The following is a 22,764-nucleotide window of genomic DNA, read 5'->3' as shown; positions in this document are numbered from 1 at the left end:
ATAACGTCCTATTCAATATCACCAGGTACCAAAGGTACAAATCGTACTGGTGCAACTTTATGTTCTGTAAAAGTGTCGCCATTTCTAACGACCATCATTAATTGCTGATCTTGCTCACCGATAGGTGCAATCATAACGCCTCCATCAGCAAGTTGTGCCAGAAGTCCTTTTGGCATAGTAGCCGCAGCTGCTGTGACAATAATCCCCTCAAACGGAGCTTGCGACTGCCAGCCTTGCCAACCGTCACCGTGTTTCATGGTGACATTATATAAATCAAGCTTATGCAAACGACGTTTTGCTTGCCATTGCAATGCTTTAATACGCTCTACCGAGCACACTTTAGTGAAGGTTTTTGCCAGTATTGCTGTTTGGTAGCCAGAGCCTGTGCCAATTTCGAGCACTTTATCACGTACACCCGCTAAGCGGAGCAGCTCAGTCATACGTGCGACAATATATGGCTGCGAAATCGTTTGTCCTTGACCGATTGGCAGTGCGGTATTTTGATAAGCTTTGTGTTGTAAAACATCATCGATAAAAATGTGTCTGGGTGTTGAGGCTATCGCTTCAAGCACAGTACTGTCTTCTACACCTTCGCGTTTCAATAACTCTGCTAATGCCAGTGCACTGCGATTATAATTAGTCAGCACTATTAATCTCCATATTTGCTAACCAGCTATCGACGGCTTGTAAGCTCTCTTTCGCCGTCATATCAACACTAAGCGGGGTCACTGATGCATAACCATTATTAATGGCATAAAAATCAGTGCCTTCACCTGCATCACTTTCAGCACCAAGGGTACCATACCAATAAATGTCACGGCCCCATGGGTCTTGTTGTTTCGTCATGGTTTCAGCTTTATGACGCGAACCTAAACGGGTTACCTTAACTCCTTTAAGCTCTGTAAGCGGAATATCTGGCACGTTTAAGTTGATGATTTGATCTTTCGGTAATGGGTGCGATGCCAACTCTTTGATAATACTCACCGCAACCGCAGCTGCAGTTTCAAAGTGATTTCCTTCTTTAGAGCATAACGACACAGCAATCGCCGGCAGACCTAAGTGGCGCCCTTCAGTGGCCGCTGCTACTGTACCTGAATACAAGGTATCATCACCTAGGTTGGCGCCGTGGTTTATTCCTGCAACCACTAGATCTGGCTGCTGCTCGACTAATTCATTAACTCCCAAATGCACACAGTCAGTCGGCGTGCCATTAATCGAAATAAAGCCATTATCAAGGGTGGTTGCACGAAGTGGATTCATGAGCGTTAATGAATTACTTGCGCCACTACAATTACGATCTGGCGCTACTAAGGTCACATCTGCTATTTGCGTCAATGCATGATACAAAACCGCAATCCCTTTAGCATGTACGCCATCATCATTGCTCAATAAGATTTTCATTTACGCATCCTTTTGTTTTTGTTCTCTGGGGCTTGCATCTTGATAGTCCACCAGCTCACGCAGCAGGGCGGTAGCAAAACAGCCTTTTGGTAAACCAAAACTTAACTTTAAAGTAGTTTCATCAATCGTTTCAACAGCTAATGAGTCAGGAATAAGTCGTAACATTCTACGCTCATTCTTAAGGCCAAGTTCGCTAAGGCCATCTATCCAAGACTGATAAGGTTCTAGCCACACTTTTTCAGTTTCGGTCAGGCCTTTTTCGCCTTTACCAACCATAGGTGCCGACATCACAATATCGCCAGACGCTAAGCGCGCAATATTGTCATCACTAATGTTGTCTTCAAAAAAAGCATTGCTGCCGCTGAGCATAAACACTTCGCGGTGCATTGTTTTCGCAAGGCCATGCTCGGCAACCCGCATACTCACGATTTCATTAAATACATAAGAGCGCGCAGCTGAAATAACTAAGCCACGCAATTTTTTATCGCGGATACGCTCTCCAGCAAACATGCGCTTTGCCATTTCAAGGTTGTGACCACCATGGCCAAAGCGCTGCTCACCAAAGTAATTAGGCACCCCTGCACGCACCGCGTTGATACGGCACAAAATATCCAGCGGCTCAGTTACATTACGTAATGTAATGGTAAAGCGATTGCCTTTATGACAACCGGTTCTGAGCTTACGGTTATGGCGCTGTTGCGATATTACAAAAAACTGATCGTTATTCAGTTCGCTAAATTCTATGTGCTTCTTAATTGGCACGGGAACACTAAACCATTGGGTACACACGCCATGACGGTCTTTTAAGCCCGCATAACTTACATCACGAGGTGATACCCCCGCTTTTTCGGCAATGCGTTTAGCAATAAACTGAGTATTTTCGCCTTTTTTTACAACCTGCAAGCAAACATGTTCACCAGAACCGGTAAACTCAATACCTAAGTCTTCATCAACCATGAAGTCTTCGGCGTGAGTTTTAAAGTCAGCCTTAGAAAGAGGTTTACCGTATAGGTAGTTTAACTCGCTCATGCGCTTTGTTTGCTCATAATCACCACAGCGTGGCTTGAGATACCTTCTTTGCGGCCTTCAAACCCAAGCTTCTCAGTGGTTGTTGCTTTCACATTAACTTGTGAAATATCAGCTTCAAGGTCTTGGCATAAGTTTTCACGCATAGCTTGAATATGTGGCAACATTTTTGGTGCTTGCGCAACAATCGTCACATCGGCATTGCCAAGTATATAACCTTGCTCTTTAGCAAGCCCAACCACGTGGCGTAGTAAAATTCGGCTATCAATATTTTCGTATTCGCTCGCAGTATCAGGGAAATGCTTGCCAATATCACCCATTGCCAATGCACCTAAAATGGCATCACACAATGCGTGAATGGCAACATCACCATCTGAATGTGCTAAAAAGCCTTGTGGGTAATCTATTTTTTCACCACAAATTACCAACGGGCCTTCGCCGCCAAATTTGTGTACATCAAAGCCATGGCCAATTCGAATCATGAGGTACTCTCGTTTTGTTGTTTTTGCAGTAAAAATGCTGCTAAATCTAAATCTTCTGGGGTGGTGATTTTAATGTTGTCACTGCGACCTGCAACCAGCTTAACAGGCTGCTTAGCCCATTCAATTGCCGATGCCTCATCAGTGATAGTCACACCATTTTTAAGGGCACTTGATAGCGCATTAGTCAGCGCTTGATAAGGGAAAAGCTGAGGGGTGAGTGCCTGCCATAAATCATCACGTGGCACCGTTTGCTCACTGTGGGTATGACCGCGCTTAATGGTGTCTTTTACTTTTGACGCCAAAATACCGCCTTCATTGGCAGCGATACATTCAGTTATTAAACGCTGAATATCAGCAAGACACACTAACGGCCTTGCCGCATCGTGAACAAGCACCCAATCAGGTGGGTTGCCAGCAAGTGATAGCAAGGCGTTAAGCACAGAATCAGCGCGCTCTTTACCACCAGACACGCGCTCAATACGCTTATCTATGTGTGGTAAATCAGCAAAGTAGCCGTCATCATCGCTAATTGCTACTTTGATGGTGTTTAATTCGTTAAGTTCTGCAAGTTTACTTAGGGTATGTTCTAAAATAGTTTTACCCGCAAGTTCAATATACTGCTTTGGCGCCGAATGCTGCATTCGACTCCCTACTCCCGCAGCGGGAACAATGGCGGTGATAGATTGCTTAGTGTTCATTTTGCTGTTGACCTGGTAATACGCGAATAAAGGTTTCGCCAGGTTTAATCATTCCTAATTCATTACGCGCCCGTTCTTCAATGCCCTCTTGACCGAGCTTTAAGTCTTCAATATCGGCTTTGAGCACTTTATTGCGCTTTAATAATTTCGCATTGGTGTCTTGATGAGAGGTAACCGCTTGTTTTAAACGAGTGTAGTCTTGCACCCCATTATGGCCAAACCATAAGCGGTACTGAATAAATAAAGCCAAACACAACAAGGCGAATTGAAAAACCCGCATTGAACACTCCTTCGCGGTTAAATTAAGTCAAAGGGCGTTTTAAATTACGCCAATTTATATTGCTTGCTAACAGCATTTCTCTTAATGACAAACGCTTAGGTGTGATGCGTTTATTAAATTGCCATTGATGACCGCAACACGCCGCAGCCATCACCGCCTTTGCAGGCTTAAGCAATTGAATATGCGTGTTTTCTAGCGATTCACCGGAAGTATCAAACCAACCAAGCTCGTTGCAATGTACCTTATTGTCGCTTACTTGATCTAAGCTGTCTATGCGCACGGTTGTACATTGCTCGTCATTAATTAGCACGGGAACAATTAACCCGCGCTTAGCATGTTGACTATAAAAGTCTTTTGAGTCTTTTTTATTATAAACAGGCGGCGTTGTTTTTTGTTTTTCAAGCCAACTGCCATTTTGTGAATCGAGCTGTAGTGGCGCATCACCACTGACAATACGCATAGCTAAACGCTCAATATAGTAAGGCAGGCTTGCTAATAAACGTTTTAGCCTTGCTGTATCAGGTTCATCAACTAAACGCGGGATCTCACGAGCATAAAATGCATTACATAACTGCGCATACAAAGCTCGCTCGGCATCAGTTTGCCAAATTTCGGCTTGTTGCGAGTGTTCGCTCTGTGGAGTTGGTTTAGACAATGCGCGCTCTTATAAAACAATTGCTTGACTGTTTTATAGCATAGAGCGTTTATTGAGCGCTACTTTACTGCGCCTTTTTTACCCAATTTTGCATTACCAGTTTCTAAAAACTGCACCATTGCATCACGCTTTTTACCTAGTAGCAAACTACCATCAGCTAAAAACATAAAGTTTTGCCAACAACGTTTAAAAACAGCAAAGCTGGTTTCAATGATGTTGTCGCGAGCCATGCAAAAATAAACAGTGGTGTTTGCTTCCCACTCTAAGTGGTTAAGGATTTCTTCTGGTAACTGCTCATCGCCCGCTTCCCATGCACTTTCCCAGTTAATGGTCTCTGAAAAGCTGTCGTCTTTGCCGCACCAATCTGTTTTATCAAAAAAGTCAGGGTGATCATGCTCGCGGCTCACCATAGTAGTCCATAAAACCGCAGCGCGTTCAGCGCTCATTGGTTTAATTTGTGCTGCGTCTTCGCTGCTTATCGGCATATCTTTATGACGAAAAACCCAGGCTTTTTTGTATTCATCTAACGAAATATAATTCATAGTTTAGGCAGTTTGTTTCAGCGTAAAATGTGCAAACTGCAATTATACCCAAATGACTCCAAGATGCGAGATAAACACATGACAATCAAACCCGGTATTTACCAACATTACAAAGGTCCAAAATACAAAGTTGAATATGTTGCCACCCACAGCGAAACGAATGAGCCACTGGTAATTTATCAAGCGCTATATGGCGAATTAGGCATGTGGGCACGCCCGCTTAGTATGTTTACAGAAACCGTCACTGTCGAGGGTAAAACAGTACCGCGTTTTGCATACCTTTCAGACGCCGACTAACTGTGGCATCATGACGTTATTAATCACTGCTCAGACCAGATAAGGTGACATCGTGCTTTTTAATTCAACCGATAACTACATTGCCAGTAACTCATTAAAACAAGCGGTTAACGCAGCGATCTTGCTCGAAAAACCGTTGCTAATAAAAGGTGAGCCCGGCACAGGTAAAACCATGCTGGCCGAGGAGCTTGCAAAAAGCTTAGACACTACGCTAATTCAATGGCACATCAAATCAACCACTAAGGCGCAGCAAGGCCTGTATGAATATGATGCGGTATCGCGTCTTCGCGACAGCCAGTTAGGTGATGAGCGTGTGCACGATATCAGCAACTACATTGTAAAAGGGAAATTATGGCAAGCCTTTACCTATGGTGAGCAACATAACAAACGCCCTGTGCTATTGATTGATGAAATCGACAAAGCCGATATTGAATTTCCCAACGACTTGCTACTAGAGCTCGATAAAATGGAGTTTCATGTTTATGAAACCGGCGAGCGAGTTATTGCTAAGCAACGTCCGATTGTGATCATTACGTCAAATAACGAAAAAGAACTGCCAGACGCCTTTTTACGTCGTTGTTTTTTCCATTACATTGATTTTCCAAGTAGTGAAGAAATGGCACAAATTATCGATGTGCATCACCCTCACGTTAAACAAGATTTAGTTCGCCAAGCACTTGAGGTGTTCTTTAATCTACGTGAAGTTAATGGCATTAAGAAAAAACCATCAACCAGCGAGTTGCTTGATTGGTTAAAGCTACTGATGGCCGAAGATATAGACGCTAAAACACTGCATGATAAAAGCCAAAAAGGCGGCTTAATGCCTATGTTTGGCGCGTTATTAAAGAACGAGCAAGACATTAGCTTAGTCGAAAAACTTGCTTTTATGAGCCGCCGTTAAGATGTTGATTGCGTTTTTCTTTAAGCTTCGCGAATACCGCTTACCTGTTAGTTTGCGAGAGCTACTTGATTTGATCAATGCGCTCAAGCATGGGGTTATTTTTGCCGATGTTGACGCGTTTTATTACTTAGCGCGTACCATCATGGTCAAGGATGAAACCCACTTTGATCGTTTTGATAAAGCCTTTGCAGATTACTTTAGTGGCGTGGCCGACCTTGATCTGCTCGAAAGTTTAAAACAGCAACACGACTTGCCTAATGATTGGCTACGCAAAGAGTTTGAAAAGCACCTAAGCGAAGAAGAAAAAGCGCAATTACAAGCCATAGGCGGCCTTGATAAACTCATGGAAACCCTCAAGCAACGCCTTGAAGAGCAGAAAAAGCGCCATGCAGGGGGCAATAAGTGGGTGGGTACCGGTGGCACTTCACCATTTGGCGCCTATGGGTATAACCCTGAAGGTGTGCGCATAGGCCAAGACGGTAACCGACATCGCCGTGCGGTAAAAGTATGGGATAAACGCAGCTACCGAAACCTTGATAGTGACCGTGAAATCGGCTCGCGCACCATTAAACTTGCTCTAAAAAAACTGCGTAAATTTGCCCGTACTGGCGCCAGCGATACTCTCGATTTAACCGAAACAATTCGCGCTACTGCAAAACAAGGCGGCATGCTCGATGTAAAAATGGCACCAGAGCGCCATAATGCCGTAAAAGTATTGATGCTGTTTGATATCGGCGGTTCAATGGATGATTACATTCATACCTGCGAAGAGTTATTTAGTGCCGCCCACAGCGAGTTTAAACACCTTGAGTTTTACTATTTTCATAACTGTTTGTATGAGCATGTTTGGCAAGACAACGAACGTCGTCACTCTAACGTCATTGATACCATGACCTTGATTAACAAGTTTACCAGCGACTACAAGGTGATCTTTGTTGGTGATGCCACCATGGGCCCTTACGAAATAGCCTACCCCGGTGGCAGCGTTGAGCATTGGAATGAAGAACCCGGCAGCGCTTGGTTAAACCGCATAACCAATCACTTTGATAAAGTCGCTTGGCTCAACCCACAACCCGTTGAACACTGGCGCTATTATCAATCAATTGATTTTATAAAGCAGTTAATGGGCAACCGCATGTACCCACTCACGCTAGATGGGATTAGTAATGCGATTAGGGAGTTGAGTTAGAAAGTTAGAAAGTTAGAAAGTTAGAAAGTTAGAAAGTTAGAAAGTCTGAACTGGCCACTATCTAAGTTAAGCAGCTCGAAAACTTTACTCTTACCCCTAGTAACTCGCTAACTGTCAATCTGACAGCTCTAACTTTACTCTTTCCCCTTGTAACTCGCTAACTAAGCGAGTTTCCAAACTAAAAACACCAACGCAAAGCCCACTAAATAAACCAAACCTAGCCAGCTGAGGGTGCGTAATAAAGGTGAGTGATGAATGCTGGGTTCTGAGCGTACTAAACTAAAGTTCAGCCATGCAAATACGGGAGTAGTTACAAAAGCGAGGGTCATAGCAAAAGTAAGCATTGGGCCAAGGGCTGATTTAAAGAATAAAATCACTGCCATACCTGCAAATGCTTGTAGTAATAACCACATATTTAAACTGTGTTTAGATTGTTTAATCGGTAGCAGTTTATGTGACTCATTTAATGTTCTAGCGTAGCCATCAAGCACAGTTAGCGTAGTGCCAAACATACATAAAAAAGCAATACCTGAAACCAGCGGTCTTGCCCACTCGCCCATAGTAAGGGCATACATATCAATTAGCTGCTTTGCAAAAGCGACTCCACCTAATTGCACAGCTTGTGCTTGGCCATATTGTACTAACACACCTAACGAGAAAAACACGAGCGCAAGTGCTGCGGTAAGCCAGTAGCCCAAATTAAAGTCAAACAAGCCTTGTTGTTTTGTCACTGGTTGTTGGTGCTGCTTTTCTTTTAGCCACAATGAGCTAATTGCTGATATTTCGATGGGTGCAGGCATCCAGCCCATGAGCGCGACCATAAAGCCGAGCATAGCAAGCTCATACGGCGACGGACCCACATAGTCAACTGGCGCCATAGCACCATTATTAATTGCCACTACCAACGCTGCCACAGTTGTAACCGTTAACAGCCCCATAATGAGCTTTGAGACATTATCGAGCGCCTTAAAGTGCCCCAACAACAAAATAAGCAAACACACAGCTAAGATCAGCCAGCATAATAAGGTTACAGAAATTGTGACAGGTAATGCGTAGTGCAGAAGACTGGCCGTTAATAATAAAACCCCCGCAGTATTCACTACGGCGGCGACTATATTAAGCGCAATAAAGCTATAGAAATACCCCGGCCCTTTTTGCTTGTAGCCCTCAACTAAACTTTGTTTGGTCGCAAGGGTGTACTCCATGCCAAATCGAAAGAATGGATACTTCAACACGTTTACTACAATGATTAGCCAAAATAGCTGCCAGCCGAATAACGATCCTGCTTGTGTTGATGCTACTAGATGTGAGCCACCAATGGCGGCTGTAGCCATTAAAATCCCCGGCCCTAAAGCATTTAATTTAGACTGCCAATTTGATACTGCTGCTTGCATATGCTTTGTGTGTTTTATTCTTAGTAACAAGCAACTTACAGCGTTTTGTGTGAGATTGGAAGCAGAGCAAGTTAGCAAGTTAGCAAGTTAGCAAGTTAGCAAGTTAGCAAGTTAGCAAGTTAGCAAGTTAGCAAGTTAGCAAGTTAGCAAGTTAGCAAGTTAGCAAGTTAGCAAGTTAGCAAGTTAGCAAGTTAGCAAGTTAGCAACACTAGACTGCCTACCACTTTTGTCAAGCCGTTGTTTATTTAATCTGACTTCTAACGACTGATATCTAATATCTCCATTTTTATTCGGCGTTAAAACGCCTCCTACGTCTCGTATCTCGCAAACTTTCCCCTTTACTCTTTCCCCTAGTAACTCGCTAACTTTTAGAACTTCAATCTGACGGCTGACGGCTGACGGCTGACGGCTGACGGCTGACGGCTGACGGCTGACGGCTGACGGCTAATAGTTAAATATTAAAACCAAAAAAGCCAAGCGTTTCGCAACGGTTGGCTTTTTCAGATTTAGTTTTAAGTCTAGCCGCTTAGGCTAGTGCTCTGTAATTAGCTCAGGTTCATTTCCTGAATGATTTCGTGGGCAATTTCCGGTGTTGTACTGACCGGCTTTTCGTGTAGTTTGGCTTTCATTTGCCCTTTACGATGTTTAAGTGATGCATCAAGTTTTTTTGCAGCACCTGCGATAGCTGGGTACATCACATCATCTTCAGCTTTTACTGATAAACGTGCGCCTTCATAGGTTGTACTAATCTCAGCCTGATACTTATTGTGCTCTTTTGAAAGAATAATATCGAGTGATATTAATGATGGAAAATGGCTAGCAATTTTCGAGAACTTCTCGTTGATATGAGCTCTAACAGCCTCAGTAACGTCAACATGATGACCAGAAATATTAATCTTCATAGGGTATCCTTTTTTCTTGTTACCTCACAGTTAGTATTGGGGGCGAATTGAATTAACACAAGCGAAAATTGCAGATAATTAGTAATTGATTGTAACCACAGATGATTTAGATCATGCGTTGCGGATAAAATATGCAAAAGCCCGCATCACACGGGCTTTTCAGAGAGGTTAACAACTGCTCGTTAACTATACGAACAACAGTAATCAGCAAATTCGCTGACCTTTACTAAGAAGGTAACATTTGCATCAACGGTAAATGACTCTCCAGCTTGCATTGTTTGCCATTCGCTCTCACCGGGTAAAAGCACTTGCCAACTGCCACCGTTAAGCTCCATCAACTCTTTTTTGCTCGTAGCAAACTCAAACTCACCTGGTTGCATAAAGCCTAACGTCTTCGTGCTGCCATCAGCAAATACCACAGAACGGCTAGACACTTTACCGTCAAAATACACATTGGCTTTTTTCAGCACACTTACATTATCAAACTGAGACATCCTCACTCCTGTTGTTTTATTATTAAGTTACAGACAGTGCCAGTTGTCGGTTTAGCATTCAAGGGGAGCTGGGTGAGAAATAATCAAGTCGGGATAGCTGTAAGCTGTCAGTTTTAAGCCGAAGGTGCAATTGTGGTAGGTCGTGCTTTAGCACGAGTATCAGCATGATAAGCACATCCTTCTTACTTTAGTTTGAGTTCAAAAATATGGCTTGAACGCTTTGTTACATACCTTGCATCCAAGCTCAACTGATACCATAATTAGGTATCTATTGGTATTAAGGGCTAAATCATGGCTAAAAACACTAGTATTACTTTGGGTGACCATTTTGACAGTTTTATAGCAAATCAAATTCAAAGTGGTCGCTATGGCTCGGCGAGTGAAGTCATACGCTCCGCTTTACGTTTACTTGAAAGCCAGGAGACGAAAATGAACACTTTACGCCAATTACTTGTTGAAGGTGAAAATAGTGGAGTTGCGGATTATGACCTTGATTCGTTTATCAATGAGTTAGACAACGAAGAAAGAAAATGAAGCCCTTTCAATTAACTAACAAGGCAAAATCTGATTTAAAAGATGTAGCCTTGTTTACCTCTCGACGCTGGGGTCGTGAACAGCGAAACATTTATCTAAAACAATTTGATGACTCATTCTGGCTGTTAGCCGAAAACCCTGACATTGGTAAAGCCTGTGACGAGATTCGCGATGGCTATAGGAAATTCCCACAAGGAAGCTACGTAATCTTTTATCGTCAAATCGGCAGTCAAAATATCGAGATCATCCGTATCCTCCACAAAAGTATGGATGTGAATCCAATTTTTGGCGCATAACCCTCATCTTAAAAACTTAAATTTGGCTTCTGGTATTCAATCAAAAGCATAACTTTCACGCGAAATAAATTTCACGCTTACAGTGAGGTATTTAAAACTGACAGCTGATGGCTGAAAGCTACCAGCTCTGAGTGCGTTGGGTTTCACTCCGTTCTACTCAACCTACGGGGGAATAAAAAAGCCCGCGCTGTGGTTATACAGGGCGGGCTTTTAAATTTTAGCGACTAAAGCTTAGAACAAGGCGTTTGCTTTGTTTACGATGTTTTCAACAGTGAAACCAAAGTGCTTGAATAACTCGCCTGCAGGTGCTGACTCACCGAAGGTCGTCATACCAACTACTGCGCCGTTTAGGCCTACGTATTTGTACCAGTAGTCTGCGATGCCCGCTTCGATTGCTACGCGGCGTGTTACGCTTGCTGGTAATACGCTTTCTTTATACGTAGCGTCTTGCTCATCAAATAAATCAGTTGAAGGCATAGATACCACACGTACTTTTTTACCTTGTGAACGCAGTTCTGCAGCGGCATCTTGTGCAAGCTGTACTTCAGAACCTGTTGCAATAAGGATAAGCTCTGGCTCACCGTCACAGCTAAGTACGTAACCACCTTTTTTCACATCAGCTAACTGCTGTGCAGTACGCGTTTGTTGCTCAAGGCCTTGGCGAGTGAAAATCAGTGATGTTGGGCCATCTTTACGCTCAATTGCTTGTTGCCATGCAATCGCTGACTCAACTTGGTCACATGGGCGCCAGTTCACTAGATTAGGCGTTAAACGCATGCTTGCAATTTGCTCTACCGGTTGGTGCGTTGGGCCATCTTCACCTAAACCAATTGAATCGTGTGTGTAAACGAAGATGCTTGGCTGCTTCATTAATGCCGCCATACGTACTGCGTTACGTGCGTATTCCATGAACATTAGGAATGTTGCACCGTATGGAATAAAGCCTTTGTGCAATGCAATACCATTCATAATCGCTGACATACCAAATTCACGTACACCGTAGAAAATGTAGTTACCGCTAGCATCGTTTGCTTCTAGGCCTTTTGAGCCATCCCAAAGTGTTAAGTTAGAACCTGCAAGGTCAGCAGAGCCACCCATGAATTCTGGTAGTAACGGGCCAAACGCATTTAATGCATTTTGTGATGCTTTACGTGTTGCTGGGTTTGCTGGGTTTGCTTGTAGCTCTTCAATGTAAGCTTGTGACTTTTCAGCCCAATCAGTTGGTAACTCACCATTTGTACGGCGTTTAAACTCAGCAGCAAGTTCAGGGTGTGCACTTGCGTATGCTGCAAACTTTTCGTCCCAGCTTGCTTCTAGTTGCTTACCTTTTTCTTTGCCATCCCACTCGCTGTAGATATCAGCTGGGATTTCAAATGCATCGCCAGTCCAACCTAGGAATTCACGAGATGCTTTAATTTCGTCTTCACCTAGTGGTGCACCGTGACAATCATGGCTACCTGATTTGTTAGGTGAACCGTAGCCAATCACTGTTTTACAACAGATTAATGATGGCTTATCAGTGATGCTACGCGCTTCTTCGATAGCGGCGCGAATTGCATCAGGGTTATGACCATCAACATCGCTTACTACGTGCCAGCCGTATGCTTTGAAGCGCGCTGGTGTGTCATCGCTGAACCAACCTTCTACTTCACCATCAATTGAGATGCCGTTGTCATCCCAAAACGCAACTAGTTTACCTAGGCCTAATGTACCGGCTAATGAACAGGCTTCGTGTGAAATACCTTCCATTAAACAGCCATCACCCATGAATGCATACGTGAAGTGATCAACAATATCGTGGCCTTCACGGTTAAACTGTGCAGCTAGCGCTTTTTCGGCAATAGCCATACCCACTGCATTTGTGATCCCTTGACCTAATGGACCCGTAGTAGTCTCAATACCTGGTGCATACCCATACTCTGGGTGACCTGGTGTTTTTGAGTGCATTTGACGGAAGTTTTTAATTTCCTCTAGTGGTAAGTCATAGCCACTTAAGTGCAGTAGAGAATAGATCAGCATTGAACCGTGGCCGTTAGAAAGAATAAATCGATCTCGGTCTGCCCACTCTGGATTCGTTGGATTGTGCTTTAGATAATCGCGCCATAGTACTTCTGCGATATCTGCCATGCCCATAGGGGCGCCAGGGTGACCAGATTTGGCCTGTTGTACTGCGTCCATTGATAAGACGCGAATAGCATTTGCAAGTTCTTTGCGTGATGGCATGAATTCTCCTACCTTTATGTATTTGCGCTGGTTGTTTATGAAGCCCCATTCTTACTTATTGTAAGGGTACAGTGCAATTAAAAATCCGCATTAAATGCACCAATTATGGGCGTTTGTTAAGAACAATACGTTATTAGTAATTTTAAATAGACGTCTAGGCGTAAAATTACTATGCAAACATATTTGTTTTAGATAAAATACGCCCCTTAATTTTTTAGCGCTATTACCGACGTTTGTGAAGCGCAATATTTGTGAGCAGAAATACAATGGCAAAACATTTATTTACTTCTGAATCTGTTTCTGAAGGTCATCCGGATAAAATCGCGGACCAAATCTCTGACGCGGTTCTAGATGCTATCCTTGAGCAAGATTCTCATGCCCGTGTTGCATGTGAGACTTACGTTAAAACCGGTATGGTGATGGTTGGTGGTGAAATCACAACTAGCGCTTGGGTTGATATCGAAGAAATCACACGTAAAACAGTACGTGAAATCGGTTACACGCACTCAGACATGGGTTTCGATGCTGACTCTTGTGCGATCCTAAACACTATCGGTAAACAATCTCCAGACATCAACCAAGGTGTTGACCGTGCTCGCCCTGAAGAGCAAGGCGCTGGTGACCAAGGTCTAATGTTCGGTTACGCATGTAATGAAACTGACGTTTTAATGCCTGCACCTATCACTTATTCGCACCGTCTAGTTCAGCGCCAAGCTGAAGTTCGTAAAAGCGGTGAGCTTAACTGGTTACGCCCAGATGCAAAATCTCAAGTAACGTTTGCATACGAAAATGGCAAGCCTGTTGGTATTGATGCAGTTGTTCTTTCAACTCAACACTGTGATTCAATCTCACAAAACGACTTAGTTGAAGCGGTAATGGAAACTATCATTAAGCCGGTTCTTCCTGCTGAGCTAATCTCAAGCGCAACTAAGTTCTTCATCAACCCAACTGGCCGTTTCGTAATCGGTGGCCCAATGGGTGACTGTGGTCTTACAGGTCGTAAAATAATCGTTGATACATACGGTGGTATGGCTCGTCACGGTGGTGGTGCTTTCTCTGGTAAAGATCCATCAAAAGTTGACCGTTCAGCTGCATATGCTGCTCGTTACGTTGCTAAAAACGTGGTTGCTGCTGGCCTTGCTGACAAATGTGAGCTACAAGTTTCTTACGCTATCGGTGTTGCAGAGCCAACATCTATCAGCATCGAGACATTCGGTACAGGTAAATTAGAAGAAGCGCGCCTAATCGAATTAGTACGTGAGCACTTCGACCTACGCCCTTACGGCTTAATCCAAATGCTTGATCTTGAGCGTCCTATCTATCAACCGACTGCGGCATACGGCCACTTCGGTCGTGATGAGTTCCCTTGGGAGCGTACAGACAAAGCAGACGCACTTCGCGCAGCTGCTGGCCTGTAATAGGTTTGATAAAATGAAAAAAGCGCCTTTTGGCGCTTTTTTTATGTCTGTTTTAAAGGTAGGTAACTATCTTTTCGTAAACTGCGACACCCCAAACTAAGGCTAGAATTAGCAAGCTCAATGTCACTGCCGCAGAAGCCATATCTTTAGCTCGTCCCGATAATACATGATACTCAATCCCTACTCGGTCAGTGAGCGCTTCTATCGACGAGTTCAGTAACTCAACAATTAATAATAACAAGTAAGGAATAAACAACACTAACCAATGATTTAATGACTGCGCAAGAACCACTGACAAGGGTAATAAACACACCCCTAAATAGATTTCAGAACGAAATGCCGACTCTTCTTTAAATGCCGCTTTAAAGCCTTTAATAGAACACTTGGTTGCTTTTAAAATACGCCCAAAGCCAATACCATTTGGCTTATTAACTAGGGGAATTTTTGGTTCTTTCATTTTTTACCTACCCGCTCAGAATTAGCCTGATCATAATAATAAATTCTTACTCTGTCACCCAAATACGCTTGATTAAACGCTAGCAATCACCTGGAATACTGCTGATGTTTGCGCGGGAAAACTGATTATTAGTTAATTGTTCTCTCAGTGCTTGTAGCGTTTTATAAACGCTTTTTAGCGATACCTTGTTACTTAACCAATGCGGAATTGAACCACTTGGATCAGCATAGGCTTGATGGCTGACCAACAAATTACTTTGTTGCTGCTCTAAACGCCAATAGGCGGTGAGGTCTTTAATACGCACAACACCAGAGACTTCGGCTTTTGCATAAGGTTGGCTTTTGATTTGTAACTCGGTTTTGTGCTCATCTAAAGCGTGATAACAAGAGTAACTGACTAAATCTCTATCTGACACCGGCCAAGGTGAATTAAAATGAGTATAAACAAGGGTTTCTGAGGGGCTTAAGCGCTCCATTAAGGTCACGCTTTTGACATTTTCAAGCCAGTTTGCGGCGTTGTCGGTATCACTGAGTAATGCCATAAAGTCACTGGCTTTGGCATTTTTTACTAGCACAGAAGCATTAATTTCGATAATACCGGTTTTATGCTTTTTATAGCTAACCTTTATGCCGTCTTGCTGTTTGTAGGTTTGCCATTCAATAGGGTTAGCTACTGCCGAGAGACTCAAACATGCTAACCCTATCCATAGGCACAAGCGCATTTATTTAAAACCAATATGGGTCTGTATTAAATGACGCGTGGCGACTTTGCTCCATCGCACTAACCAAAAACTCTGACTTTTGATCAAGCCATGATTGAATTTTTGTCAGCTCTAAGTCATCTTGTCCTGCACATAACTGCTTTAAGTACTCAAGGGTGCTTAACTCATAAATACCATGGGAGATATCAACCCACGGCATACGGAACTCATTTCTATCTTCTTTATCGAACAAAGCGCCTAAGCAGTTGCCGCTGAGTAATGAATTTTCAAGGCGGGTGCGTAGTGCCAAATAGTCTTTATCTGTAAACACTTGCTGCTCAGGAATAAGCTCGTGCATGTCGTGCCAATCTTTAGCAAATAAACGCTTAGCAATATCGGCAACTGGTTTTTCTGCAGCCTGAAACTCAGCCTGCCCCCATGATTTGCGCCACTGTTTTTCAATTAACCAGGTTGTTAATTGTAATAATAAGCGGTTGTATCGGGTGCTATGAAAAAGAGTTTCAATATCATCAATGCTTGGCTGTAACTCTTTTAGGTCATTAATAACTTGTGTGAGCTCAGGCGCACTGTTGATTTTTTTGTAGTATGCGTGGCGCTTAGATGTGTAGGTTTTTAGCTGAATAGCATTTTCAACCCACGCTAATTCGCTCAATAACCACTTTAACTCTGTACGCAATGAGTCGGTATCGTCTTTACTAACAATATCGTCAAACAGCCAAAATGTATGGCGAATTAAACGAATACCGTCTGTGACACGCTTAAGGGTTTTTAAGCTTGGTTTTATGAAATAGCAGGCTTCATGTTTTTGTACAAAGCGAATCGCGTAGTTAATGCTTTCTACTAAAGCTTGTTCTTGGGTTGCACCACGTTTTAGTGGCACAAAGCCAATTGATTTGCTTGCTTTTAATGGTTTGTCATCTGCAAGACGATAACCTCGAGCAGCTTTAGAATAAAGCCCTAAGCGAATATGGCTTTCACTAACCAGTTTATCTGCCAAAGCAAACAACTCATTACGACTACCTTCAATCAGTTCGATTTCAAGTTCAGAGATTGGCTCAACCTGACCCGAGGCAGCAACTTCACCTTTATCTAATACCACTTCAATTTTTGCGCCATTTTCGGTTTCGAGTAACCAAGTACGGCGTATAAAGTTAGTGCTAAAAATTGGGTATAGGTTTTCAGCAATACCAGACACTTGCATGCCATGCGGCCAAATAGCAGCATCAAATGCGAGTAAATCAGGGCGGTTACCTGACAGTGGTAAGTTGTATTCTGGGCGCTGATGTAAGCCGCCAACCACTTCGCCAGCAAGCTTGATAGTTTGTTCACACTCACCATCACAACAGCGAGTACGAAGGCCAATATCTAAAGCGCGTAATTCTCGGCTTGGCGTATCGTAATAAGCATTTTGTAAATTGCGTGACGGTTTGTTAGTAACGGTTTTTGCAAATTGGGTAATTAATGCGGGGATCAGTGGAACAACGGCATCTGACACCAAAAACTTCAGTTCTATCTCAGTATCCATTCGCTTTGCGGAGTACATTTAAAATAAATAAGTGATCAAAATAAACAAAGCAGACTGTTAATGCAAATTTTTTCCTGTTTTTTACGGTTAAGCCCACGCACGGATTACAATATCAGCCTTGCTATTAATAGTTGAAATCCCTACTATCTCTATACATAAAGAAATTATAAATTTAGCCACTTCTAGGCAAGATCACATTAACAAGGTAGATTGATGTTAAAACAGTGTATTTTTGGGTTGCTCCTTGCGGCCACCACTTTTATTAGCTACGCAGAAGAAGCACCAAGCAGCGACAGCCAAAACACCGCATACATAGTCGATAACCTGTATACCTTTATGCACTCAGGCCCAAGCAAAAACTACCGCATTTTGGGTTCAGTTGATGCAGGTACGCAAGTTGTGTTGTTGTCAGGTGAAGATAATGGCTACTTTAAAATTCGTGATGATAAAGATCGTGAAGGTTGGGTTGAGTCAAAATTTGTTACTGAAAACGCGGGTATTCAACAACAGTTTCAAGCGCTGAATAACGACATGACGGTAATGCAAGAGCAGCTTCGCCAAGCTGAAATTGAGTTGCCACAACTACAAGAGCAGAACAAATCACTAACAGAGCAAAACCTAGCTCTTAGCAAGCAAATCGAAACACTTAAGAACACTATTGAGTCTGAGCGCAATGCAAAGCAAACAGCCAGTGCTAAAGAGAAGCGTCAGCTACTTACATATGGCGGCGCAATTGCATTTATCGGCTTACTGTTAGGTATTATCTTAACCGTGGTGTTATCTCGCCGTAAACGTTACGACGGCTGGGCATAAGCCACTAAATAGTCAATAAAAAAGCACCTGATGGTGCTTTTTTTGTATCTATATATCGAACCTTAGTCCGGTATCTTGTTTAATTTTTTCGATCACCATATAGGTGTGATGCGTACCTACCCCTGGTATATCAACTAAATCCCCCAGCACCTGACGGTATTCGTCCATATCAGACACACGTACTTTTAATAAGTAATCATAGCCACCAGCAACCATGTCGCATTCAACCACTTGCGGAATATTTAAAATATATTCTCGAAATACTTTAAACACCGATGTATTCGAGGTCACCAACGAGACCTGTACATGTGCTAACAAGCTCTGGTTAAGCTTTGCTTCGCTAAGCTTTGCGTAATAGCCTTCGATGTAGCCTTCTTGCTCTAAACGTTTTACACGATCTAGACACGGGCTTGGGCTCAGATTTACCTGTTTTGCGAGGTTTACGTTCGATATTCTGCCATTTTTTTGCAGAGCGTCTAAAATTGCTAAATCGATGCGATCTAACATGCGTAATCTATTCGGACTGGTCATAACAGAATTTTATGCGGCTAAGTTAACGGTATGCCCTGTAAATTATCGTAAATCGAAAAATTTAACCAGCATATTCTGCTGGATTTTAATTAGAATGCACGAATTATATCAATGGTAAGAAATGCAATTAGTTCATTTTTTAGACTCCACATACCAGAGGGTTACATATGCTATTTAATGGCGATTTGACAACTGAATGTCCAATTAGACAAAAGATCCGTGATTTCTACCGTATTGACGAAAATGCGGTTATTGATCATATTTTGCCTTTGGCTGAAGTAGGCGTGAAAGCGCGTAGCCGAGCGTGGGAACGTGCTCGTCAAATGGTTTTAAATATCCGTCGCGATCAGGATGGTCAAAGCGGTGTAGATGCACTATTAAATGAATTCTCACTTTCAAGTGAAGAAGGCGTTGTATTAATGTGTCTTGCAGAAGCACTATTACGTGTTCCAGATAAAGCAACGCAAGAGTCACTAATTCGTGACAAACTTGCTAAAGGTGACTGGAGCTCGCATTTAGGTAGCAGCGATTCTTTATTTGTAAACGCCTCTTCTTGGGGTCTGTTAGTAACCGGTAAAATGGTTAACTACAGCGACAAGTCAAAAGAGCAGCAATTCGGTGTACTTAAGAAAACAATTGGTCGTTTAGGTGAGCCTGTTATTCGTAAATCTGTGAACTTCGCGATGAAGATCATGGGTAAGCAATTCGTTATGGGTCGTACTATCGACGAAGCGATTGAACGTGCAGCAGAAAAAGAGCAAAAAGGCTACGTTTACTCATACGATATGCTAGGTGAAGGCGCACGCACAATGAAAGATGCAGAGCGTTACTTCAACAGCTACATGACAGCTATCCACGCGATTGGTAAAGCAGCAAATGGCCGTGGACCAATCAAGAGCCCTGGTATCTCAGTTAAAATTTCTGCGATTCACCCACGCTATGAGTTCACTCACCGCGAACGTGTTATTGCTGAAGTTGTACCTAAGTTAAAAGAGCTTGCGCTTGCAGCGAAAAGCTACGATATCGGTTTTACTGTTGATGCTGAAGAAGCTGACCGTTTAGATATCTCTTTAGATGTTATTGAAGCGGTATTCAGTGATGACGATTTAGGTAACTGGAACGGCTTTGGTTTAGCAGTTCAAGCATACCAAAAGCGCGCTATTTTTGTCGTTGAGTGGGTTGCAGAACTTGCTCGTCGCGTTGGTCGTAAACTAATGGTTCGCCTTGTAAAAGGTGCATACTGGGATACAGAAATCAAAACCACTCAACAAGATGGTTTAGATCATTACCCGGTATTTACACGTAAGGCGACCACTGACGTTTCTTACAAAGCTTGTGCTATTAAGCTTCTAGAAGCACGCGATGTATTGTATCCGCAATTTGCTACACACAACGCATACACTGCAGCAACAATCTTAGAAGTTGCAAAAGGCGACAACGAAGGTTTTGAATTCCAACGCCTGCACGGTATGGGTGAGTCGTTATTCGACCAAATCGTAACCCAAGAGAAAATTCAATGTCGTGTTTACGCACCAGTGGGTCAACACGAAGACTTACTTGCATACTTAGTACGTCGTTTATTAGAAAACGGTGCTAACTCGTCATTCGTTAATGCGATTGTTGATACGACTAAGCCTGTTGAATCACTATTACCTGACCCTGTAGAAACACTGCAAGGTTTACGTAACAAGTACAACACGCAAATCAAGATGCCAATTGATTTATACGGTGAAGAACGTGCTAACTCAAAAGGTATGGACTTAACTGATATCAACGTCATCACACCATTTAAAGAAAACCTTGATACCTGGTTTGATGAGCATCGCATTGAATTAAGCGATGTGCCAGAAGGCTCTCTTCCTGTGAAGAACCCTGCAAATCACAAAGAGATTATTGGTCATGTGAAACTACAATCTTCTGACGAAATGACTGCTCTTTTAGAAAATGCAGAAAAAGCATTTGAGTCATGGTCACAAACGCCTGTAAAAGAGCGCGCAAACTTATTACGTCGTGTTGCTGACATCTTAGAACGTCACCACGATGAGCTTGTTGCTATCTGTATTAAAGAAGCTGGTAAAATTACCCAAGATGGTATCGATGAAGTTCGTGAAGCAGTGGATTTCTGCCGCTACTACGCGGCACGCGCTGAAGAACTTTCTGAAGATGAGCGCTTTGAAGCACGTGGGGTGATCTTATGTATCAGCCCATGGAACTTCCCACTTGCAATCTTCTTAGGTCAAGTAGCTGCAGCAATCGTGACTGGTAACACAGTTATTGCTAAACCTGCTGAGCAAACAAGCTTAATCGCACTTCGTACCATTGAACTGATGCTATCTGTAGGTTTACCAGAGCACGTTGTACAACCTGTTATTGCTCGTGGTAGCGAAGTAGGTAAAACTATCGTTCCTGATGAGCGCATTCAAGCTGTTATGTTCACAGGTTCTACAGAAACAGGTACTGTTATTTCGCAAACACTTGCTGCGCGTAATGATATTCAAGTACCGCTTATCGCTGAAACAGGCGGTCAAAACTGTATGATCGTTGACTCAACCGCTCTACCAGAGCAAGTTGTTGACGATGTGATCAGTTCAGGTTTCCAAAGTGCTGGTCAACGCTGTTCTGCACTGCGTGTATTATTCTTACAAGAAGACGTTGCTGATGGCATCATTGAGATGATCAAAGGTGCTTTAAAAGAGCTTCACGTTGGCGACCCGTCATTGCTTTCAACTGATATCGGTCCTGTTATCGACGAAAAAGCACTGAAAAATTTAAATGACCATGTTGAATACTTAAAAGGTAATGCAACACTTCACTATGAGTGTGCTATTCCTGATAACAATGAAAATGGTGCTTACTTCTTTGCGCCTCGTTTATACGAAATCAAAGATTTATCTGTACTTAAGCGCGAAGTATTTGGCCCATGTGTACATATCATCCGCTTTAAAGGCACAGAGCTTGATAACGTGATTGACCAAATCAATGGCACAGGCTTTGGCTTAACAATGGGTGTGCATTCGCGTATCGAAGAGCGCTGTGAATACCTAGCGAAAATGTCACGTGCAGGTAACGTTTACATCAACCGTAATATGATCGGTGCGATTGTTGGCGTACAACCTTTCGGTGGCCGTGGTTTATCTGGTACTGGTCCTAAAGCGGGTGGCCCTAACTACCTACAACGTCTAGTGAAAGAAAAAGCATCACCAGATAACGTACAAATGACTAACCTAACACCTGATGAGCTAGATACTCACCACTATTCAGGTGCAGCTGAGCAGGTTGCTACGCTAATGGATAACTCATTACGCGACGAGAAAATCTGGCGTGCGACACCACTGAACGACCGAGTTTCTGCTGTGCGTCAATTACTTGCAAAAGTAGCGACTGTAGAAATTATCGACGAACTTGCCGATGATTTAGCATTAACGCTAGCTGATGCCCGTGCGCAACTTAACCGTCTTGAAAAACACATGCGTAAGCACACTGTGTTACCTGGACCAACGGGTGAGTCAAACACACTTCACTTAGAGCCTCGTGGCTGTGTGGTTTGTTATGCAGATAAGAGTACGTCATTTAACTTCTGGGCAATTTCGATTATCACAGCACTTGCTGCTGGTAACACGGTAATCACGGTTGCTTCTGAGTTATTCTTTGACGAAGCAGTTGCATTCAGAGACAAGTTTATCTCAACAGGTATCGCTGAAGGTGTATTCCAAGTAGCTAAACCTAATCAGTTACAAGCTATCTTGGCGCACCCTCACCTTGCAGGTGCGGTTGTTGCAGCTCGTTCATCACGCTTAGGCTACTTTAGCCAGCAGCTAGCACAACGTAAAGGTGCAATCCTGCCAGTGATCAGCTCTGAGTACTATGACACGCTAATCAAGCGCTTACTCACTGAGAAAACAATCAGTGTTGATACAACCGCTTCAGGTGGTAACACATCACTAATGACCTTAGTTGAAGACGACGAGTAACCGTATTAGTTAAA

General features: G+C 43.0%; 24 protein-coding genes. 8 read left to right on the top strand and 16 right to left on the bottom strand.

Features of this window, described 5'->3' with window-relative positions:
• Nucleotides 1-8 precede the first annotated feature (8 nt).
• Genes AADY36_RS03385 through AADY36_RS03350 form a run of 8 tightly spaced genes read right to left on the bottom strand, consistent with a single transcriptional unit; the run spans nt 9 to nt 5,084 of the window.
• Nucleotides 9-647: a protein-L-isoaspartate(D-aspartate) O-methyltransferase gene (locus AADY36_RS03385; protein ID WP_054560898.1), complete on the bottom strand. Its 639-nt coding sequence runs from the start codon at nt 645-647 to the stop codon at nt 9-11.
• Nucleotides 637-1,401, bottom strand: coding sequence for a 5'/3'-nucleotidase SurE (surE, locus tag AADY36_RS03380; protein ID WP_054560899.1), 765 nt, complete (start codon nt 1,399-1,401; stop codon nt 637-639). Before surE ends, AADY36_RS03385 begins: the two co-directional genes overlap by 11 nt.
• Nucleotides 1,402-2,430, bottom strand: a complete 1,029-nt coding sequence (gene truD / locus AADY36_RS03375) for a tRNA pseudouridine(13) synthase TruD (RefSeq protein ID WP_285220684.1) — start codon at nt 2,428-2,430, stop codon at nt 1,402-1,404.
• Entirely contained in the window at nt 2,427-2,909 is a 483-nt protein-coding gene (ispF, locus tag AADY36_RS03370; protein WP_054560901.1) for a 2-C-methyl-D-erythritol 2,4-cyclodiphosphate synthase, read from the bottom strand. Before ispF ends, truD begins: the two co-directional genes overlap by 4 nt.
• Nucleotides 2,906-3,607 (bottom strand): 2-C-methyl-D-erythritol 4-phosphate cytidylyltransferase, encoded by a 702-nt coding sequence (ispD, locus tag AADY36_RS03365; protein ID WP_239962526.1) that lies wholly within the window; start codon nt 3,605-3,607, stop codon nt 2,906-2,908. Before ispD ends, ispF begins: the two co-directional genes overlap by 4 nt.
• On the bottom strand, nt 3,597-3,887 hold the full coding sequence (ftsB, locus tag AADY36_RS03360; protein ID WP_054560903.1) for a cell division protein FtsB: 291 nt from the start codon (nt 3,885-3,887) through the stop codon (nt 3,597-3,599). The genes ispD and ftsB overlap by 11 nt, the downstream gene beginning before the upstream one ends.
• Before the next feature lie 22 nt (nt 3,888-3,909).
• Nucleotides 3,910-4,542, bottom strand: a complete 633-nt coding sequence (locus tag AADY36_RS03355; protein ID WP_239962524.1) for a hypothetical protein — start codon at nt 4,540-4,542, stop codon at nt 3,910-3,912.
• A 59-nt stretch (nt 4,543-4,601) separates the two neighbouring features.
• Entirely contained in the window at nt 4,602-5,084 is a 483-nt protein-coding gene (locus AADY36_RS03350) for a DUF2947 domain-containing protein (protein ID WP_054560905.1), read from the bottom strand.
• 78 nt (nt 5,085-5,162) lie between these two features.
• On the opposite strand from AADY36_RS03350, the gene AADY36_RS03345 reads away from it, so the two are divergent.
• Genes AADY36_RS03345 through AADY36_RS03335 form a run of 3 tightly spaced genes read left to right on the top strand, consistent with a single transcriptional unit; the run spans nt 5,163 to nt 7,471 of the window.
• Nucleotides 5,163-5,381, top strand: a complete 219-nt coding sequence (locus AADY36_RS03345; RefSeq protein WP_342408493.1) for a DUF1653 domain-containing protein — start codon at nt 5,163-5,165, stop codon at nt 5,379-5,381.
• Between the two features lie 52 nt (nt 5,382-5,433).
• Entirely contained in the window at nt 5,434-6,282 is an 849-nt protein-coding gene (locus AADY36_RS03340; RefSeq protein WP_055021018.1) for an AAA family ATPase, read from the top strand.
• 1 nt (nt 6,283) lies between these two features.
• Nucleotides 6,284-7,471: a vWA domain-containing protein gene (locus AADY36_RS03335; RefSeq protein WP_342408492.1), complete on the top strand. Its 1,188-nt coding sequence runs from the start codon at nt 6,284-6,286 to the stop codon at nt 7,469-7,471.
• 161 nt (nt 7,472-7,632) lie between these two features.
• Here AADY36_RS03335 and AADY36_RS03330 read toward each other — a convergent pair whose 3' ends face one another.
• From AADY36_RS03330 to ppnP, 3 genes are all read right to left on the bottom strand, one after another.
• Nucleotides 7,633-8,805, bottom strand: a complete 1,173-nt coding sequence (locus AADY36_RS03330) for an NRAMP family divalent metal transporter (RefSeq protein WP_432212404.1) — start codon at nt 8,803-8,805, stop codon at nt 7,633-7,635.
• Between the two features lie 605 nt (nt 8,806-9,410).
• Nucleotides 9,411-9,767, bottom strand: a complete 357-nt coding sequence (gene hpf, locus AADY36_RS03325; RefSeq protein ID WP_054551132.1) for a ribosome hibernation-promoting factor, HPF/YfiA family — start codon at nt 9,765-9,767, stop codon at nt 9,411-9,413.
• 182 nt (nt 9,768-9,949) lie between these two features.
• Nucleotides 9,950-10,261: a pyrimidine/purine nucleoside phosphorylase gene (gene ppnP / locus AADY36_RS03320; RefSeq protein WP_055198221.1), complete on the bottom strand. Its 312-nt coding sequence runs from the start codon at nt 10,259-10,261 to the stop codon at nt 9,950-9,952.
• 291 nt (nt 10,262-10,552) lie between these two features.
• Here ppnP and AADY36_RS03315 point away from each other — a divergent pair, with 291 nt between their 5' ends.
• Nucleotides 10,553-10,795 (top strand): type II toxin-antitoxin system ParD family antitoxin, encoded by a 243-nt coding sequence (locus AADY36_RS03315; protein WP_054560911.1) that lies wholly within the window; start codon nt 10,553-10,555, stop codon nt 10,793-10,795.
• Complete coding sequence (locus AADY36_RS03310) at nt 10,792-11,091, top strand: type II toxin-antitoxin system RelE/ParE family toxin (RefSeq protein ID WP_342408491.1); 300 nt, start codon at nt 10,792-10,794, stop codon at nt 11,089-11,091. The genes AADY36_RS03315 and AADY36_RS03310 overlap by 4 nt, the downstream gene beginning before the upstream one ends.
• A gap of 231 nt (nt 11,092-11,322) precedes the next feature.
• On the opposite strand, the gene tkt is transcribed toward AADY36_RS03310, so the two are convergent.
• Nucleotides 11,323-13,314, bottom strand: a complete 1,992-nt coding sequence (tkt, locus tag AADY36_RS03305) for a transketolase (protein WP_239962520.1) — start codon at nt 13,312-13,314, stop codon at nt 11,323-11,325.
• 266 nt (nt 13,315-13,580) lie between these two features.
• Here tkt and metK point away from each other — a divergent pair, with 266 nt between their 5' ends.
• Nucleotides 13,581-14,732: a methionine adenosyltransferase gene (metK, locus tag AADY36_RS03300; RefSeq protein WP_054551125.1), complete on the top strand. Its 1,152-nt coding sequence runs from the start codon at nt 13,581-13,583 to the stop codon at nt 14,730-14,732.
• 52 nt (nt 14,733-14,784) lie between these two features.
• On the opposite strand, the gene AADY36_RS03295 is transcribed toward metK, so the two are convergent.
• The 3 genes from AADY36_RS03295 to AADY36_RS03285 form a co-directional block, all read right to left on the bottom strand.
• Nucleotides 14,785-15,189 (bottom strand): diacylglycerol kinase, encoded by a 405-nt coding sequence (locus AADY36_RS03295; protein WP_054560915.1) that lies wholly within the window; start codon nt 15,187-15,189, stop codon nt 14,785-14,787.
• 79 nt (nt 15,190-15,268) lie between these two features.
• Nucleotides 15,269-15,877: an START domain-containing protein gene (locus AADY36_RS03290; RefSeq protein WP_272982665.1), complete on the bottom strand. Its 609-nt coding sequence runs from the start codon at nt 15,875-15,877 to the stop codon at nt 15,269-15,271.
• Nucleotides 15,878-15,914: 37 nt separating this feature from the next.
• Entirely contained in the window at nt 15,915-17,435 is a 1,521-nt protein-coding gene (locus AADY36_RS03285; protein WP_342408490.1) for a CYTH and CHAD domain-containing protein, read from the bottom strand.
• A gap of 213 nt (nt 17,436-17,648) precedes the next feature.
• Between AADY36_RS03285 and AADY36_RS03280 the strand changes: the two genes are divergently transcribed.
• Complete coding sequence (locus AADY36_RS03280) at nt 17,649-18,248, top strand: TIGR04211 family SH3 domain-containing protein (RefSeq protein ID WP_239962505.1); 600 nt, start codon at nt 17,649-17,651, stop codon at nt 18,246-18,248.
• Between the two features lie 48 nt (nt 18,249-18,296).
• On the opposite strand, the gene AADY36_RS03275 is transcribed toward AADY36_RS03280, so the two are convergent.
• Complete coding sequence (locus AADY36_RS03275; RefSeq protein ID WP_054551119.1) at nt 18,297-18,779, bottom strand: winged helix-turn-helix transcriptional regulator; 483 nt, start codon at nt 18,777-18,779, stop codon at nt 18,297-18,299.
• A gap of 167 nt (nt 18,780-18,946) precedes the next feature.
• Here AADY36_RS03275 and putA point away from each other — a divergent pair, with 167 nt between their 5' ends.
• On the top strand, nt 18,947-22,750 hold the full coding sequence (gene putA / locus AADY36_RS03270; RefSeq protein WP_054560919.1) for a bifunctional proline dehydrogenase/L-glutamate gamma-semialdehyde dehydrogenase PutA: 3,804 nt from the start codon (nt 18,947-18,949) through the stop codon (nt 22,748-22,750).
• Nucleotides 22,751-22,764: the final 14 nt, after the last annotated feature.

Source organism: Pseudoalteromonas sp. D15MCD-2 (genome assembly GCF_038562745.1).
Classification (GTDB): Bacteria; Pseudomonadota; Gammaproteobacteria; order Enterobacterales; family Alteromonadaceae; genus Pseudoalteromonas.
This window is presented reverse-complemented; position numbering and strand designations above follow the sequence as displayed.